Origin of the sequence: Pantoea sp. BAV 3049, assembly GCF_009765445.1 — a bacterium.
Lineage (GTDB): Bacteria > Pseudomonadota > Gammaproteobacteria > Enterobacterales > Enterobacteriaceae > Erwinia.
The window spans coordinates 334,423-350,392 of record NZ_WHOY01000031.1 but is presented as its reverse complement, the minus strand read 5'-3'; the positions used below and the strand labels follow the sequence as shown (position 1 = coordinate 350,392).

Sequence of the window (15,970 nt, the reverse complement as noted above, 5' to 3'; positions counted from 1 at the left end):
TCTCTCTCGCAAAATGAAATGTTTCTTCTGTAATTGTGTTTGGTGAAAAAAATATTTGTTTATAATCGCCTCACGTTTCACTTACAGCCGTCGCCGATTTACTGCCGACCGTGGCGACCACACATGCGAATTGCGGCTGGCCCAGGTCCACCGCTGTAACGCTAAGGAAGATCAAATGGCTAAGATCAGATTAACCACGGCACAGGCCCTGGTCAGATTTTTGGACAACCAGTATCTGTCGGTAGATGGCGTGGAAACCAAGTTTGTTAAGGGGATTTTTGCCATCTTTGGCCACGGCAACGTGCTGGGGCTCGGCCAGGCGCTGGAACAGGAGAGCGGCGATCTGGTGGTGCATCAGGGGCGTAATGAGCAGGGCATGGCCCATGCTGCCATTGGTTATGCCAAACAAAAGCTGCGCCGTGAAATCATCGCCTGCACCTCATCCGTGGGGCCTGGCGCTGCCAATATGATCACCGCAGCCGGGACGGCCTCTGCAAACCGCATCCCTTTATTACTGCTGCCGGGCGACGTTTTCGCGACCCGCCAGCCAGATCCGGTGCTGCAGCAGATCGAACAGAGTCACGATCTCAGCATCAGCACCAACGATGCCTTCCGCGCCGTCAGCAAATACTGGGACAGAATTAGCCGTCCGGAACAGCTGATGACCGCCTGCATTAATGCCATGCGTGTTCTGACCGATCCGGCGGAAACCGGTGCGGTGACAATTTCCCTGCCGCAGGATGTGCAGGGTGAAGCCTATGATTATCCGGATTATTTCTTCCAGAAGCGTATCCATCTGTTGGATCGCCGTCTGCCAACGGAAGCGCAGCTGGCTGCCGCCCTGAAGCTGATTGCCGGTAAACGTAAACCGCTGATCGTTTGCGGAGGTGGGGTGAAATACTCCGGGGCGAGCGAGGCGCTGCGCCAGTTTGCCGAGCGGCATCAGATCCCGTTTGCTGAAACTCAGGCGGGCAAAGGCACAATCGTCTCCGATCATCCGCTGAACGTTGGCGGCGTGGGCGAAACGGGTTGCCTGGCGGCTAACCTTCTGGCGAAAGAGGCCGATTTGGTGATAGGCGTTGGCACCCGCTACACCGACTTCACCACCGCATCTAAATGGATTTTCCATAACGAAGACGTCAGCTACCTCAATATCAACGTCAGTAATTTTGATGCTTACAAGCTGGATGCTGTGCAGGTGGTGGCCGATGCCCGCGAAGCTCTGACTGCGCTGGACGAGCGGCTGACGGCACAAGGCTTCTCCAGCGGCTGGGGTGAAAAAGTGTCGCAGGCGCAGAGCAAACTGTTGAAGGAAACCCAGCGCGTTTACCAGGCAGTATACAGCAATGACGGTTTTATACCTGAGATTGACGATCATCTGGATCGTGAGGCGGTGTACGCCGAATTTAACCGCCTGACCGACTCATTCCTGACCCAGAGCAGCGTGCTGGGCACGCTGAATGAAAACCTCCCAAAGGACTCGGTAATCGTCGCTGCGGCGGGTAGCCTGCCGGGCGATCTGCAGCGTGTCTGGCGCACCAAAGATTACAACAGTTATCACGTTGAGTACGGCTACTCCTGCATGGGGTATGAAGTGGGCGCCTCGCTGGGGGTCAAGCTGGCCGAACCGCACCGTGAGGTCTACACCCTGGTCGGCGATGGCTCCTTTCTTTATGATGCTGCACTCCGAGCTGGTGACCTCGATCCAGGAGAACGCCAAAATAAATGTGATCCTGTTCGATAACATGACCAACGGTTGTATCAACAACCTGCAGATGGAACACGGCATGGACAGCTTCACCACCGAATTCCGCTTCCGTAATGTTGAAAGCGGCAAGCTGAACGGAGGGTTTGTACCGGTGGATTTTGCCGCGATTGCGGCCGGCTATGGCTGCACAACCTGGCGCGTCACCACGCTTGAAGAACTTAAGCAGGCGCTGGAAGAAGCGCGTCAGTCGCCGGTCTCCACGCTTATTGATGTCAAAGTGCTGCCGAAAACCATGGTGCACAAATATTTCAGTTGGTGGCGTGTGGGTGGTGCGCAGGTTTCCGGGTCCGTACGTGTGGACGCGGTGGCCCGCATGCTCAATGAGCATATCGACCAGGCCCGTAAATACTAGTTTCCCCCACTCTTTTACCTTAGCGTCCGGGACGCCAGCACACTGTCAGCAGATAAATGGCAGGGATGGCGCTCCGGGCGGAACCCTACACATTAAGGAACTCTTATGACTCTGAAACTTGGCGTAATCGGCACCGGTGCGATCGGTCAGGAACATATCCGTCGTTGCAGCAAAGTGCTGCAGGGCGCGAAGGTAGTCGCGGTTTCCGATATCAACGTTGACGGCGCGAAAGGTGTGGTCAGTCGTTTAGGGCTGGATGCCGAAGTGTATGCCAACGGCCACGATGTGATCCGCTCGCAGGACGTGGATGCGCTGCTGGTGACCTCCTGGGATCCCACCCATGAAGAATTCACTCTGGCGGCTATTGCCGCGGGTAAACCGGTGTTCTGTGAAAAGCCCCTGGCAATGAGCGCAGAAGGTTGCCGTCGCATCGTGGATGCGGAAATTGCTTATGGTAAACGTCTGGTGCAGGTCGGCTTTATGCGCCCTTACGATGCGGGCTATCGTGCCCTGAAGCAGGTGATCGTTAACGGCGAAATCGGCGAACCGCTGATGCTGCATTGCGCGCACCGTAACCCGACAGTACCGGAAAACTACACCACCGATATGGCGATCACTAACACGTTGATCCACGAGCTGGATGTCCTGCGCTGGCTGACCGACGACGACTATAAAACCGTGCAGATAGTGTTCCCCCGTTCCACGAATAAAACCCATGCCAGACTGCGTGACCCTCAAGTCGTGCTGTTTGAAACGCAGAAGGGCACCCGTATCGACGTGGAGATCTTCGTTAACTGTGCTTACGGCTACGACATTCAGTGTGAAGTGGTGGGGGAAACCGGTATTGCGAAGTTGCCTGAACCGGCCTCGGTACAGATGCGTAAGGACGCGAAGCTGTCCACGACCATCCTTACCGACTGGAAAGACCGCTTTATTGATGCCTACGATGTTGAACTGCAGGCCTTTATCAATGATGTGACGGCGGGTCAGTTACAGGGGCGATCTGCCTGGGACGGTTTTGCGGCCTCGGTAGCGGCAGATGCCTGCCTGAAGGCGCAGGAAAGTGGGGCGATTGAAGCCGTTGAGTTGCCACCGCGTCCTGCATTTTACAACAAATAGTCCCTGCTTCCCTACACCCATTCGGGGGGAAGTGCCGACCAACCTGTCAGGGAGACAACGATGAAAATTGCCTTTGATGTGGATGTCATCAAAGACCTGGGCATCACCAAAATGGTCCACCAGGTTGCCGACTGGGGCTACAGGTATATTGAGCAGTCACCGCATCCACAGATCAACCCGTTCTACAAACACCCGAAAGCGAGCCGGGAGATCATCGCCGAGTACAAAAACGCGCTGCGCGAAACCGGGCTGGAGATCTCCTCCTATATCGTGGTGTACCGCTGGTCAGGCCCGGATGAGGCCCGTCGTCAGGCTGCAGTGCGTAACTGGAAGCGCATGATTGAGATTGCGGTGGAAACCGGCGTGCAGGTGATCAACACCGAGCTTTCCGGTACGCCAAACGAGCCGGAAATCTGCGAAGAGATGTTCTACCGCTCGATGGAAGAGCTGCTGCCGATCATCGAACGTGAGGGGCTCCGCATCGAAATTCAGTCACATCCGTGGGATTTCTGTGAAGAGAGCAACGAAACCGCCGATCTGGTGAAATCGTTTCGCAGTGAGAACGTCAAGTATCTGTACAGCGTGCCGCACACCTTCTTTTATGACAAAGGCAAAGGAGATGTTAAAGGCATGCTGGAATACGCAGGCGGCGATCTGTCACACGTGCTGATCGCCGATACCATGAATCACACCAAGCACTGTCGCTACATTGTTAACCCGCCGGGTGTGGATGCCACCATTCACCAGCACGTGGGCGTTGGCGAGGGCGAGGTCGATTTCCCGACGCTGTTCCAGACACTTCGGGAGATGGATTTCGCCAACCGTACTTACAAGGTTGGCGGTGAGTCAATCATTGCCTCTTCGCTGTTTGGCTATCCGGAAAAAATGAAGCATCAGGCTGTGGACACTCGCGAGCTGATTGAACGCGAGCTGCTGAACCGCTGACTTATTGATGAGTTGAGGCACGAAGATGAACAAAAACAACGTGAAGCTGGCCATCGCCCCGATTGGCTGGACCAATGATGATATGCCGGAGCTGGGCGGAGAAAACACCTTTCAGCAGATTGTCAGTGAAATGGCACTGGCCGGGTTTACCGGAAGTGAAGTCGGCAGCAAATACCCGCGCGATCCGGCGGTGCTGAAACCGATGCTGGAAATTCGCGGCATCCAGATCTGCAATGCCTGGTTCAGCACCTTTTTTGCTGACGGCGACAAGGCGAAAACCATCGATGAATTCATCAATCACCGTGACTTCCTGCACGCCATGGGGGCAAAAGTGATTGGGTGTTCCGAGCAGAGTAAAAGCATTCAGGGTACTGCGCTGGCGGTGCTGGAAGAGAAGCCGTATTTCACCGATGAAGAGTGGCGTCTGACGGCGGAAGGTTACAACGAGCTGGCGAAGCTGGCTGCGGAAAAGGGGATGCAGGTTTGCCTGCATCACCATATGGGCACGGCGATCCAGACCACCGAAGAGATCGACCGGTTTATGCAGCTGACCCATGACGATGTCTGTCTGCTGTTTGATACCGGCCATGCTTATTACTCCGAGGGCAGCCAGGCGAAGATGCTGGCGCTCCTGCAAAAGTACCTGCCGCGTATCAATCACGTTCACCTGAAGGATGTGCGCGATGAGGTGGTAACACAGGTCAAAAGCCAGAGGCTTTCTTTCCTCGAAGGCGTGAAAAAAGGCACCTTCACCGTGCCGGGTGACGGAGTGATCGACTTTATGCCAGTCTTTAAGCTGCTGGATGAATCAGGCTATCAAGGCTGGATGGTGGTGGAAGCCGAGCAGGATCCGGCGCTGGCCAATCCCTTTGAATACGCGGTAAAAGCGCGGAAGTATATTCGCGAGCATGCTGGCCTGTAGTGCAAATCTCGCAAGCTTTTCGGTTGTATGTGAAAGCTGGTCAGTATCCCGGCCAGATGAAAAAAGCCCCTGTCGTTATGACCGGGGCTTTTAATATTTCACCGCGAAAAGGTTATTTCAGCGTGATGCTATTGATGATGTTTTCCGCTTCAGTCTGCGACTGCTGCTGATTGTCCGCTGGCAGCGTGATCTGCAGGGTCAGCAATTTGCCGTCAACCTTCGCCAGCACCACAGAAGACCAGGAAGACTGGTTCTTGGCAGAAATCACGGTGTCCAGTTGCTGTACCTGCTGGCCCTTCAGCTGTACGGATTTATTGGTCACGACCTGCAGCTGCGGATCGCGGTTGCGCTGCTGCTGTTCCAGACGCTGGGACAGCACGTCCAGCCCTTCGGTGGTGCTGTCACCCTCAATGACGATAATCGCTTTCTGTCCGGTTGCATCCGCGTAGACGTGCATATTATTGGCCTGAGTGCCCAGCTTGCCACTCTGATCCGACATGCCCGCGGGCAGTGAGAAGGTCAGCTTGCCGTCCAGCAGGGTCACGTTCTGGCTACTCTGGCTGCTGCTGGTGCCATTGTCATCGGCTGCGGCTTTGTCATTTTTGCCGTCGCAGGCGGTCAGTCCAACCACCAGTAAACCGATACCGGCATATTTCAGTAAGTTACGCATCATGATCCCTTTTACGTTAGTCGTGTGCCTGTTACAGCCACTCATAAAATAGTATTCAGCTGGCAAAAGCAACCGACACTCTGTGACAGAATGCAGCTTAGCCGAAGTTCATCTGAGTGTGGCTGGATTTTTCCGCCAGACGCTTCAGGGTGGCATTCAACAGCACGCCGTAGGCTGGCAGGAAGAAAATCATGCAGATAATTACCTTGAAGCTGTAATCCACCAGGGCGATCTCCACCCAGTTCTGCGCCATAAACAGGTCAGGGCTTTTATAGAAAGCGATAAAGAAGAAGGCCAGCGTATCGCTGATATTGCCCAGGAACATCGCAGAAGCAGGCGCAATCCACCACTGTGGCAGCTTGCGCAGGCGGTTAAACACGTGCACATCCAGGATCTGTCCCAGCGCATAGGCCATAAAGCTGGCGCAGGCGATACGGGCGACAAACAGGTTAACGTTTTCCAGCGCGGCAAACCCCTGCCATTCCCCCTGATAGAACAGGGCGGAAATTGCATAGGAGATCACCAGGGCCGGGATCATCACCGCCAGAATGATGCGACGGGCCAGCGGCGCGCCAAAAATCCGCACGGTTAAATCGGTAGCGAGGAAAATAAACGGAAAGCTGAACGCGCCCCAGGTGGTATGCAGTCCAAATACAGAGACCGGCAGCTGCACCAGATAGTTACTGGAGGTGATCACCAGCACGTGAAATAACGACAGCCAGATCAACGCATGCGTGCGCTGACGGGAAGAGAAAGAAATCATCAATGTGACCTTTTTGAATATTGGGGTGAGGGAACCCAAAAAATATTTCTCGCCTGAGCGATTGCGCGGCATCTTACCGAAACAGCTTGCTAATGCAATGGTTAATTTTAGCGCAAACGTTATCGTCGGTGGAGCCCGCTGACTGAGTAAAAGCCAGCGTTGATAGTCAGGTTAGTGTCCGCTAATGCTTTGATGGATAGCACCGCTTGCACATACTGATGCTGTGGGTAAAATGGCCGCAGTTTTCCTGCCTTGTTGAGAATGTTATGAGCGATCTGTTCGCCAACCCTGACCAGACCCTGGATGCTCAGGGGTTGCGCTGCCCGGAGCCGGTAATGATGGTGCGTAAAGCCGTGCGCCATATGCAGGACGGCGAAACGCTGTTAATTATCGCCGATGACCCGGCAACCACCCGCGACATCCCCGGCTTCTGCCGCTTTATGGAACATACGCTGGTGGCCCAGGCAATCGACGCCATGCCTTACCGTTATCTGCTGAAGAAAGGGCTTTAACGCTTACGCAGCAGTCTCAGGGCGTTAGCGGTTACTAACGCCGTGGCGCCGGAATCCGCCAGTACCGCCAGCCACAGGCCGGTGATCCCCAGAAGGGTGGTTACCAGAAACACTCCCTTCAGCCCTAAAGCCAGCGTGATGTTCTGCCGGATATTGGCGTGAGTCGCCCGTGACAGACGAATCATCGTTGCCAGCCCGTTCAGGCGGTTATGCGTCAGCGCTGCATCTGCTGTTTCCAGCGCCACGTCGCTGCCGCTGCCCATTGCTATCCCCGCCGTGGCGGCTTTCATCGCTGGCGCATCGTTGATGCCGTCCCCGACCATTGCTACCGGGTTTTGTTGATTCAGTTCGCTAATCGCCGCAACCTTATCTGCGGGCAGCAAGCCTGCGCGGTAATCCATCCCCAGCTCGCTGGCAATGGCCGCGGCGGCACGAGGATTATCTCCTGTCAGCATGACTGCCTGAACGTTCAGCGCCCGCAGTTCCCGCAGGGCTTCAACGGCACCCGCCCGCAGTGTATCCCGCAGGCCAATCAGCCCCACTGGACGGGCATCCTGCAGCAGGATCACCACGGTATTCCCGGCTGATTCAAGCTCTTCAACCTGCGCAGACTGCCCGGCACTCAGACAGTTTTCCGGTACTCTTGCCGGGGCGCTGATTAAAAGTTTGTGACCACTTACTATCGCTTCAACGCCGCTACCAGGCAGCGCTCGCTGAGCACTGGCTTGAGACACTGTCAGTTGCCGGGAGTCTGCAAGCGCAACAATGGCCTTAGCCAGAGGATGCGAGGACCCGCCTTCCACGGCCGCCGCTTTAGCCAGCAGCTCTGTTTCGTTTTCCCCGTTCAGACTGACTATGGCGGTCACCTGCGGTTTCCCTTCGGTCAGCGTGCCAGTTTTATCGAACGCCAGCGTACGAACAGCGTTCAGGCTTTCCAGCGCGGCACCGCCCTTGATCAGCACGCCTCTTCTGGATGCGGCGGCAAGACCAGAGGTGATTGCTGCCGGAGTGGAGATCACCAGCGCACAAGGGCATCCAATCAGCAGCAGAGACAGGCCTTTATAAATCCACGGTTGCCATTCGCCACCCAACAGCAGAGGCGGGATTACCGCTACCAGCAGCGCCAGCGCCATAATCACCGGCGTGTAAATACGGCTGAAGCGGTCGAGGAAGCGCTCAACCGGCGCGCGATGCGCTTCAGCTTCTTCAATCAGATGCAGAATACGGTCGATAGCGCTTTCGCCAGGACGGGAAACCACTTTCAGTCTGACCTGGTGTTCAACGCTGAGGCTGCCAGCGGCAATCACCTCGCCCTGCTGGCGTTCCACCGGTACTGATTCGCCAGTCAGCGCGCTTTCATCAAAGCTGGCCCACGGTGATTCCAGGCTTGCATCCGCGGGCAGGCGGGAACCTGGCGCAACTTCAATAATATCGCCAGGGCGCAGCTCGCTCAGTGCCACCGTCTCGCGCGTCTCTCCCTTGAGGCGAACTGCGACTTCTGGTTTCAGCGCCATCAGTGCGGTGACGCCCCGGCGAGCACGACCAGCGGCATAGGACTCAAGTCTTTCACCCAGCATATACAGCAGCAGCACCATTGCGGCTTCAGCGGTTGCTCCGATACACAGGGCACCGATGGCGGCGACCGTCATCAGTGTCTCTATGGCAAAAGGGGTTCCGCTTCTCATCAGGCGCAGTGCGCTGCAGGCAACCGGCCACGCACCAAACAGCGTGGTGACAGTAAAGGCGATTTGTCCGGCAAGCGGGCTGACCTGTTGTAGCAGCCAGCTGGCCAGCATCAACACGACCAGCACCAGCAGGGTGCCATTCTCCTGCCAGAAACCGGGTGCCGGTTCTGCAGGCTGAGAAGTATCGCTGTGCGTAAGGCTGAATCCCGCTTTCTGCACGGCAAGTTCGACCTGCTGGCGGATGTCCTGGCTGGCGTTCACCACCAGTTTTTCAGTGGCAAACAGCACCCGGGCCTGAGTGACCGAGGGCAGCTGACTGACCGCGTTTTCAATCTTTCTGGCGCAGCTCGGGCAGTCCATCCCGGCAATCTGCCAGCTGTAACCAGGCACTGATCCGGTGCTGTCACTTTCCTCATCGGGACTGTCGCCGGAACCGCAGCCGGCTTCACTGCAGCAGCCGCTTTCCCCTGAAGGCGCGCTGATGGACGTAATTTTGCTGATAACCGGGCGAGTTTTTCCACTGCAGCCGGGCTGGCTGTCAGCGTGGCAATGACCACAATTGCAGGACGAAGAGTGCTGGTGCATGAAGCCTCCTTAGACGACGGCGGAAAATGTTCCCGCCGTTTGCCTATCTTACACTCTGGAGTCCACTCCAGAGTCAAGTCTGATCTGGAGGTTAAAGATACAGCGAACGCACAATCATAAAGTGACCTGCAAAGTAGCAGGCGGCAACAATCGCGCTGTCTGAGGTAAAGCGACGGCGATAGTGGCTGGCAAACCAGACAATATTAGCCAACAGCAGCAGCGAAGTGCCGATCATCAGCGAGAAGCTGTAAGCCGTCGGGCGGAAGAAATACTGTTCTGCGGTCAGCCAGACCATCAGCAGCGTCATACCGATAAACGTACAAATCGGCCAGCGCAGATCTTCCAGCCTGCTCCAGATGGTGGCGATCAACAACACGCCGATGATCACCAGCACCAGCGGGATTGGCCAGAAGAAGGTCAGGGTCATATGGCTGGCAAAACAGATGGTGTACAACAGGTGCGAAAGGAAGAAGGCACCGATGGCATACAGCATGCGCCGGTTTGGCAGCAGCGTCAGCGCATCACCAATCAGCGTTGCCAGCAGACCAAACAGGATCAGATAGTCGGTGGTGTTCAGCACCGGAGCCTGCCAGGCCCAGGCAAGAAGCAGCAGTAATGTGACCGGTTTAAAAACCCAGCGCTGCCACTGTGGCCCGCGATAGGAGGCATCCACATACAGCCAGCCGGAAAAAAGTACCGCCAGAAACGACCAAATCATAATGTGTCCCTTTGTTTTAGATGCAAAACTCCACAATTCCGAATTCAGTTTAGGCCAGGCTGCGACGATGTGACAATGGGAGGCCTCTGGTTGTATGCTTTTGGCTTTGAAATTGCCTGATAAGGAGTAACAACGAAAGTATGAAGCCACCACTGATATTTTTGATCGTACTTGCTGTCATCGCCGTGCTGGCCACACGTCAGTTTATCAAGCAACGCCGGGAAGTTGCCGTCAATGATGCTTCACCGGTGCGATCGATGCCTGCGGAAGTCAAAGCCAAGCGCGAAACGCCGATGCCAAATCGCCGCTCACGCCAGCGCGAAGTGATCCCTGTGGAAGATATGCGCTATGAAGCCTGGTTCCATCCGTTGAACGGTGCAGGGGACTTCAAGCTGATCCTTAAAGAAAAGGACTATAACCAGATCGATAAAGGGGCGAAGGGTGAACTGAAAGTGCAGGGCACGCGGTTTATATCGTTCGGTCCGGTACAGCAGTAAGAAAGCTCGCCGAAAAAGTGCGGCGGGTTCCACGCTTTTTCGGCTGGCTTTGCCAAAAATTTACTGTTTTGGCAGATATTTTTTTTGCCAGGCCAGTAGCTCAAATACGCCGAAGAAGAAGATTTTGGTCTGGGTAAGGCCACTCAGTTTCGGTCCCTCTTTGGGCTGTGTGGCACGCATCAGCACCAGCTGCAGGCCGTGCATGATCACCATGAAAAACAGCGCCACATCAATAAAGTATTTCAGCGGTTTGGGGTACGGATGGATCAGATTGAACAATAAAAAAGCCCAGACGCACGCCATTAATAACCTTCCAAGATTAATCAGCATCGTTCTCTCCCTTTCCTGAGGTGTGACGAACATACAGGCGAAATGCCACCTGTCCGGCTATCTTTTCCCGGTGAAGCTGCCAGCTGACCGGTACGGGCGGCATGCCATTTTCCACTTCGCTTTCCACGTAGACCAGCGCTTTATCCGCCAGCCAGCCGCCAGATTCCAGCTGCTCAATAGTTTGTTCTAACAGGCCTTTGCGGAACGGCGGATCGATAAAAACCAGATCGTGAGGTTCGCCTGCCTGCGCCAGAAATTGCAGCGTATTGGTGTTCACTACCCGTCCGGTTTTCGCGCCGAGCGTAGCGAGATTCTTCTCCAGCTGTTGGGCTACCGGCCGCTCAAGTTCCAGCAAGGTTGCCGAAGCGGCATGGCGTGACAGCGCTTCCAGCCCCAGTGCGCCGCTGCCGGCAAAGCAATCCAGGCAGCGCGCGCCCTGAATATCCGGGGCCAGCCAGTTGAACAGCGTTTCCCGGACGCGATCGGTGGTGGGTCTCAGTCCGGCGCTGTCAGGAACCGGGAGTTTTCTGCCGCGCCACAGACCGCCAATAATGCGGATTTGTCCGGCGCCGCCGCTGCGGGGTTTTTTAGTCATGCTACTGAACTCTTCATAATTTGTTGCACAGTTTAACGGGCTTACCGGGCGGAGGAAACGTAAAAAGGGTGCTGTGTTGCGTTAGCAGGAAAGTGTTAGACTAGGGGATTAAGATGATTTTCAGAGACCTGACCGATTTTTCCCCGCGAGGAGTGTGGTTGTACCATGGCAAAAAATAAAAAACGTGGCTTTTTTTCCTGGCTGGGATTAGGGCGTGAAGAACCAACGCCTCAGGAAGAGACAAAAGAGACGTCCGAGCAACAACAGCCCGTTACTGATGCCGCCACGCCCGCTGAATCGCAGGCAGAGCAGCGCGCCGAAGACCTCGTTGAAGTCACTGAATCTGTGGCTCATCAGCAGGTAGAACGGCACCAGGTTGCTGGAGCCGAAGAGCCGGAAGCCGAAGTGACGACCGGGCTGAATGAAGCACGTCAACCGCAAGAAGTGCCAGCCTTCCAGCCGCTGGACGAGCCACTGCCAGAAGAAACCACCGTAATTAAACCGGAGCCGGAAGAAGAGCTGTTGCCTGAAGAGGTCGCCGAAGTTCATCCGGAGCCGGAAGAAGAGCTGCTGCCTGAAGAGGTTGCTGAAGTTCAACCAGATCCGGAAGAAGAGGCAGAGATCCTGCCGGAAGAGCTCGAAGCAATCGCGCTGGCCTCAACAGCAGCCGAACCCGAGCTGATTGAGCAGGAAGAGTCGGTTGCTGCGGCACTAGCTAAGGTCGAACAGACTCACGAAACGGCAGAGCAGGAGCGTCCGACTAAGGAGGGCTTCTTCGCCCGTCTGAAACGCAGCCTGGTCAAAACGCGCCAGAACCTCGGTTCCGGATTTATCGGATTGTTCCGCGGTAAAAAGATCGACGACGATCTGTTTGAAGAGCTGGAGGAACAGCTGCTGATTGCTGACGTCGGCGTGGAAACCACCCGCCGCATTATCTCTAACCTGACCAATCAGGCAAACCGCAAGCAGCTGCGCGATGCTGAGGCGCTGTATGGCCTGCTTAAGCAGGAAATGTCAGAAATCCTGGCTAAGGTTGATCAACCGCTGGATGTGACCGGCAAAACGCCGTTCGTGATCCTGATGGTTGGCGTCAACGGTGTGGGTAAAACCACCACCATCGGTAAGCTTGCCCGTCAGTATCAGGCTGAGGGCAAATCCGTGATGCTGGCCGCCGGGGATACCTTCCGTGCCGCTGCGGTTGAGCAGCTGCAGGTCTGGGGTCAGCGCAACAACATTCCGGTGATTGCCCAGCATACGGGGGCCGATTCTGCTTCGGTCATCTTCGATGCGATTCAGGCGGCGAAGGCCCGCCATGTGGACGTGCTGATTGCCGATACGGCGGGCCGTCTGCAGAACAAATCGCACCTGATGGAAGAGCTGAAGAAAATTACCCGCGTGATGAAAAAGCTCGACGAGCAGGCACCACACGAAGTGATGCTGACAATTGATGCCAGCACCGGACAAAACGCCATCAGTCAGACTAAGCTGTTCCACGAAGCTGTGGGCCTGAACGGTATCACGCTGACCAAGCTGGACGGCACCGCCAAAGGCGGAGTGATCTTCTCTGTCGCTGACCAGTTCGGCATTCCCATCCGTTATATCGGCGTGGGTGAAGGCATTGAAGATTTACGCCAGTTCAAGGCTGACGATTTTATAGAGGCACTTTTTGCCCGAGAGGACTAATTAGGATGATTCGCTTTGAAGAAGTCAGTAAGGCTTATCTCGGCGGTCGGCAAGCGCTTCAGGGGGTAGATTTCCATCTGCAACCGGGAGAAATGGCGTTTCTGACCGGACATTCCGGGGCAGGGAAAAGTACCCTGCTGAAGCTTATTTGCGGCATCGAACGCCCGAGTGCCGGGCACATCTGGTTCAGCGGGCATGACATCAGTCGCCTGAAAAGCCGGGAAGTGCCCTTCCTGCGCCGTCAGATTGGCATGATTTTCCAGGACCATCACCTGTTGATGGACCGCTCGGTGTATGACAACGTGGCGATTCCGTTGATTATCGCCGGGGCCAGCGGTGAAGATATTCGCCGTCGCGTATCGGCCGCGCTGGATAAGGTCGGCCTGCTGGATAAAGCGAAGAGTTTCCCGATCCAGCTTTCCGGCGGTGAGCAGCAGCGCGTGGGCATTGCCCGGGCGGTGGTGAACAAACCCGCTGTACTGCTGGCAGATGAGCCAACCGGTAACCTGGACGATGCGCTGTCGGAAGATATTCTGCGGCTGTTCGAAGAATTTAACCGCGTGGGAGTGACCGTACTGATGGCAACTCACGACCGGGGCCTGATTGCCCGGCGCAACTATCGTCTGATGACGCTGAATCAGGGACGTCTGCACGGAGGCCAGGGTGGTGAATAAACGCAATACCCGGCCCGCGCCGAAAGCCGCGAAGCCAAAACAGCCTTCCAAAAGCAAAGCGCTGAAGGGCGGCTGGCAGGAGCAGTGGCGCTATGCGCTGCGCGGCACGCTGTCCGATATGTGGCGTCAGCCGCTGGCAACGCTGCTGACGGTGATGGTAATTGCCATCTCTCTGACGCTGCCGAGCGTGTGCTTTATGGTATGGAAAAACGTCAGCCAGGCGGCGGAGCAGTGGTATCCGGCACCCCAACTGACCGTTTACCTGAGCAAAACGCTTGATGACGATGCGGCAGAAAATGTCGTGGCGCAGATTAAGAAAGAAGACGGTGTGGATAAGGTGAACTACCTGTCACGCGAAGAAGCGATGGGCGAGTTCCGCAACTGGTCCGGCTTTGGTGGTGCAATGGATATGCTGGAGCAGAATCCGCTGCCAGCCGTGGCCATTATCACGCCGAAGCTCAACTTCCAGAATTCCGACACCATGAACAACCTGCGCGATCGCGTGGCGAAGACGCAGGGCGTGGATGAAGTGAAGATGGATGACAGCTGGTTCGCCCGCCTGGCGGCGCTGACCGGGCTGGTCGGGCAGGTGGCTGCGATGATCGGCGTGTTGATGATTGTAGCGGTGTTCCTGGTGATCGGTAACAGCGTGCGGCTCAGCATCTTTGCTCGCCGCGACACTATCAACGTGCAGAAGCTGATTGGTGCAACGGATGGGTTTATCCTGCGCCCATTCCTTTACGGCGGTGCGCTGTTGGGCTTTACCGGTGCGCTGTTGTCGCTGGTGCTGTCCGAAGTACTGGTGTTCCGTCTGGAATCTGTGGTGACGCAGGTTGCGGCGGTATTTGGCACCACCTTCAGCCTCCGTGGGCTGGCGTGGGATGAGAGCCTGCTGCTGCTGCTGATCTCCGCCATGATTGGCTGGATTGCAGCCTGGCTGGCGACGGTGCAACATTTACGTCGATTTACGCCGCAGTAACCCCTTCACACGTTTTTTTGATATAATATTCCTCTGTTGCATGAAGGTTGTGCCGCAGAGGAAGTCATCATTTTGTCACTTCCCCCGGCCATACTCCCCTGGCCGAGAATGTGTGTAAAATATACACCGGTGAAAGTGAACTTGTGGATAACTTTGCAGTCGAAGTAGCACAGATTGCTTTCATTTCTCCCCGTCATTCACGTAGTCTTGTGAATCGCGCAGGGAAATGCGCAGCAACATTGCTTATTACAGAGAGGGTTTGAATGACCAAAGAAATGCAAACTTTAGCTATTGCTCCTTTGGGCAACCTGGATTCCTATATCCGGGCGGCCAATGCCTGGCCTATGCTGACGGCAGAAGAGGAAAAAGCGCTGGCTGAACGGCTGCATTACCAGGGCGATCTGGAAGCAGCTAAGACGCTGATCCTGTCTCACCTGCGCTTTGTTGTTCATGTCGCCCGTAACTACTCCGGCTACGGCTTGCCGCAGGCTGACCTGATTCAGGAAGGTAACATTGGCCTGATGAAAGCCGTGCGTCGTTTTAACCCGGAAGTGGGCGTGCGTCTGGTTTCTTTCGCCGTGCACTGGATTAAAGCCGAGATCCACGAATACGTTTTGCGTAACTGGCGTATCGTGAAGGTCGCTACCACCAAGGCTCAGCGCAAACTGTTCTTTAACCTGCGTAAAGCCAAGCAGCGTTTAGGCTGGTTCAACCAGGATGAAGTGGAAATGGTGGCCCGCGAGCTGGGCGTCACCAGCAAAGACGTGCTGGAGATGGAGTCGCGTATGGCGGCTCAGGACATGACCTTTGACCCGACGCCGGATGATGAAGGCGAAGGGCGTTCAATGGCGCCGATGCTGTATCTGCAGGATAAGTCGTCTGACTTTGCCGGTGGCATAGAGGAAGACAACTGGGAATCCCACGCTGCAGATAAGCTGAGCGACGCGATGCAGGGACTGGACGAGCGCAGCCAGGACATAATCCGTGCCCGCTGGCTGGACGATGACAACAAAACCACGCTGCAGGAGCTGGCCGATAAATACGGCGTTTCCGCGGAGCGTGTGCGTCAGCTGGAAAAGAACGCGATGAAAAAACTGCGTGTCGCTATCGAAGCGTAACACTGCAGTGTAGAGAACAGGGCGACTTTGGGTCGCCCTTTCTGTTTTCTGCGCC

Annotated in this window: 15 protein-coding genes and 1 pseudogene; 10 read left to right on the top strand and 6 right to left on the bottom strand. The window is 55.7% G+C overall.

Annotated elements, in window-relative coordinates:
• Window positions 1–175: 175 nt before the first annotated feature.
• The 4 genes and pseudogenes from iolD to iolE all read left to right on the top strand — a co-directional run bounded on the left by iolD (window position 176) and on the right by iolE (window position 5,106).
• Window positions 176–2,120: pseudogene (gene iolD, locus GSQ70_RS02450) on the top strand (3D-(3,5/4)-trihydroxycyclohexane-1,2-dione acylhydrolase (decyclizing)).
• A 105-nt stretch (window positions 2,121–2,225) separates the two neighbouring features.
• Window positions 2,226–3,239, top strand: coding sequence for a Gfo/Idh/MocA family protein (locus GSQ70_RS02445; protein WP_158780807.1), 1,014 nt, complete (start codon window positions 2,226–2,228; stop codon window positions 3,237–3,239).
• Window positions 3,240–3,299: 60 nt separating this feature from the next.
• The gene (locus GSQ70_RS02440; protein WP_158780805.1) at window positions 3,300–4,184 is read left to right on the top strand and encodes a sugar phosphate isomerase/epimerase family protein; all 885 of its coding nucleotides are present in this window, start codon (window positions 3,300–3,302) and stop codon (window positions 4,182–4,184) included.
• A 25-nt stretch (window positions 4,185–4,209) separates the two neighbouring features.
• Window positions 4,210–5,106: a myo-inosose-2 dehydratase gene (gene iolE / locus GSQ70_RS02435; protein WP_158780803.1), complete on the top strand. Its 897-nt coding sequence runs from the start codon at window positions 4,210–4,212 to the stop codon at window positions 5,104–5,106.
• A 112-nt stretch (window positions 5,107–5,218) separates the two neighbouring features.
• Here the strand turns inward: iolE and GSQ70_RS02430 are convergent, their stop codons facing one another.
• Window positions 5,219–5,776, bottom strand: a complete 558-nt coding sequence (locus tag GSQ70_RS02430; protein ID WP_158780801.1) for a DcrB family lipoprotein — start codon at window positions 5,774–5,776, stop codon at window positions 5,219–5,221.
• Window positions 5,777–5,873: 97 nt separating this feature from the next.
• Window positions 5,874–6,539 (bottom strand): 7-cyano-7-deazaguanine/7-aminomethyl-7-deazaguanine transporter, encoded by a 666-nt coding sequence (locus GSQ70_RS02425; protein ID WP_158780799.1) that lies wholly within the window; start codon window positions 6,537–6,539, stop codon window positions 5,874–5,876.
• A gap of 266 nt (window positions 6,540–6,805) precedes the next feature.
• On the opposite strand from GSQ70_RS02425, the gene tusA reads away from it, so the two are divergent.
• The gene (gene tusA / locus GSQ70_RS02420) at window positions 6,806–7,051 is read left to right on the top strand and encodes a sulfurtransferase TusA (protein WP_158780797.1); all 246 of its coding nucleotides are present in this window, start codon (window positions 6,806–6,808) and stop codon (window positions 7,049–7,051) included.
• Here tusA and GSQ70_RS02415 read toward each other — a convergent pair.
• Together GSQ70_RS02415 and GSQ70_RS02410 are read right to left on the bottom strand one after the other, a co-directional pair.
• A complete protein-coding gene (locus tag GSQ70_RS02415; RefSeq protein ID WP_158780795.1) occupies window positions 7,048–9,321 on the bottom strand; it encodes a zinc/cadmium/mercury/lead-transporting ATPase in 2,274 nt (757 codons plus the stop codon). The genes tusA and GSQ70_RS02415 overlap by 4 nt on opposite strands.
• A gap of 91 nt (window positions 9,322–9,412) precedes the next feature.
• A complete protein-coding gene (locus tag GSQ70_RS02410) occupies window positions 9,413–10,039 on the bottom strand; it encodes a lysoplasmalogenase (RefSeq protein WP_158780793.1) in 627 nt (208 codons plus the stop codon).
• A gap of 140 nt (window positions 10,040–10,179) precedes the next feature.
• On the opposite strand from GSQ70_RS02410, the gene GSQ70_RS02405 reads away from it, so the two are divergent.
• On the top strand, window positions 10,180–10,536 hold the full coding sequence (locus GSQ70_RS02405) for a DUF2500 domain-containing protein (protein WP_158780792.1): 357 nt from the start codon (window positions 10,180–10,182) through the stop codon (window positions 10,534–10,536).
• 60 nt (window positions 10,537–10,596) lie between these two features.
• Here GSQ70_RS02405 and GSQ70_RS02400 read toward each other — a convergent pair whose 3' ends face one another.
• Window positions 10,597–10,866, bottom strand: a complete 270-nt coding sequence (locus tag GSQ70_RS02400; RefSeq protein ID WP_158780790.1) for a DUF1145 family protein — start codon at window positions 10,864–10,866, stop codon at window positions 10,597–10,599.
• Window positions 10,856–11,461: a 16S rRNA (guanine(966)-N(2))-methyltransferase gene (gene rsmD, locus GSQ70_RS02395; RefSeq protein WP_158780788.1), complete on the bottom strand. Its 606-nt coding sequence runs from the start codon at window positions 11,459–11,461 to the stop codon at window positions 10,856–10,858. The genes GSQ70_RS02400 and rsmD overlap by 11 nt, the downstream gene beginning before the upstream one ends.
• Window positions 11,462–11,626: 165 nt before the next feature.
• Here rsmD and ftsY point away from each other — a divergent pair, with 165 nt between their 5' ends.
• The 4 genes from ftsY to rpoH all read left to right on the top strand — a co-directional run bounded on the left by ftsY (window position 11,627) and on the right by rpoH (window position 15,915).
• Entirely contained in the window at window positions 11,627–13,144 is a 1,518-nt protein-coding gene (gene ftsY / locus GSQ70_RS02390; RefSeq protein ID WP_158780786.1) for a signal recognition particle-docking protein FtsY, read from the top strand.
• A gap of 5 nt (window positions 13,145–13,149) precedes the next feature.
• Window positions 13,150–13,818, top strand: a complete 669-nt coding sequence (ftsE, locus tag GSQ70_RS02385) for a cell division ATP-binding protein FtsE (RefSeq protein WP_158780783.1) — start codon at window positions 13,150–13,152, stop codon at window positions 13,816–13,818.
• Window positions 13,808–14,797, top strand: a complete 990-nt coding sequence (ftsX, locus tag GSQ70_RS02380; protein ID WP_158780776.1) for a permease-like cell division protein FtsX — start codon at window positions 13,808–13,810, stop codon at window positions 14,795–14,797. Before ftsE ends, ftsX begins: the two co-directional genes overlap by 11 nt.
• Window positions 14,798–15,060: 263 nt before the next feature.
• Complete coding sequence (rpoH, locus tag GSQ70_RS02375) at window positions 15,061–15,915, top strand: RNA polymerase sigma factor RpoH (protein WP_158780774.1); 855 nt, start codon at window positions 15,061–15,063, stop codon at window positions 15,913–15,915.
• Window positions 15,916–15,970: the final 55 nt, after the last annotated feature.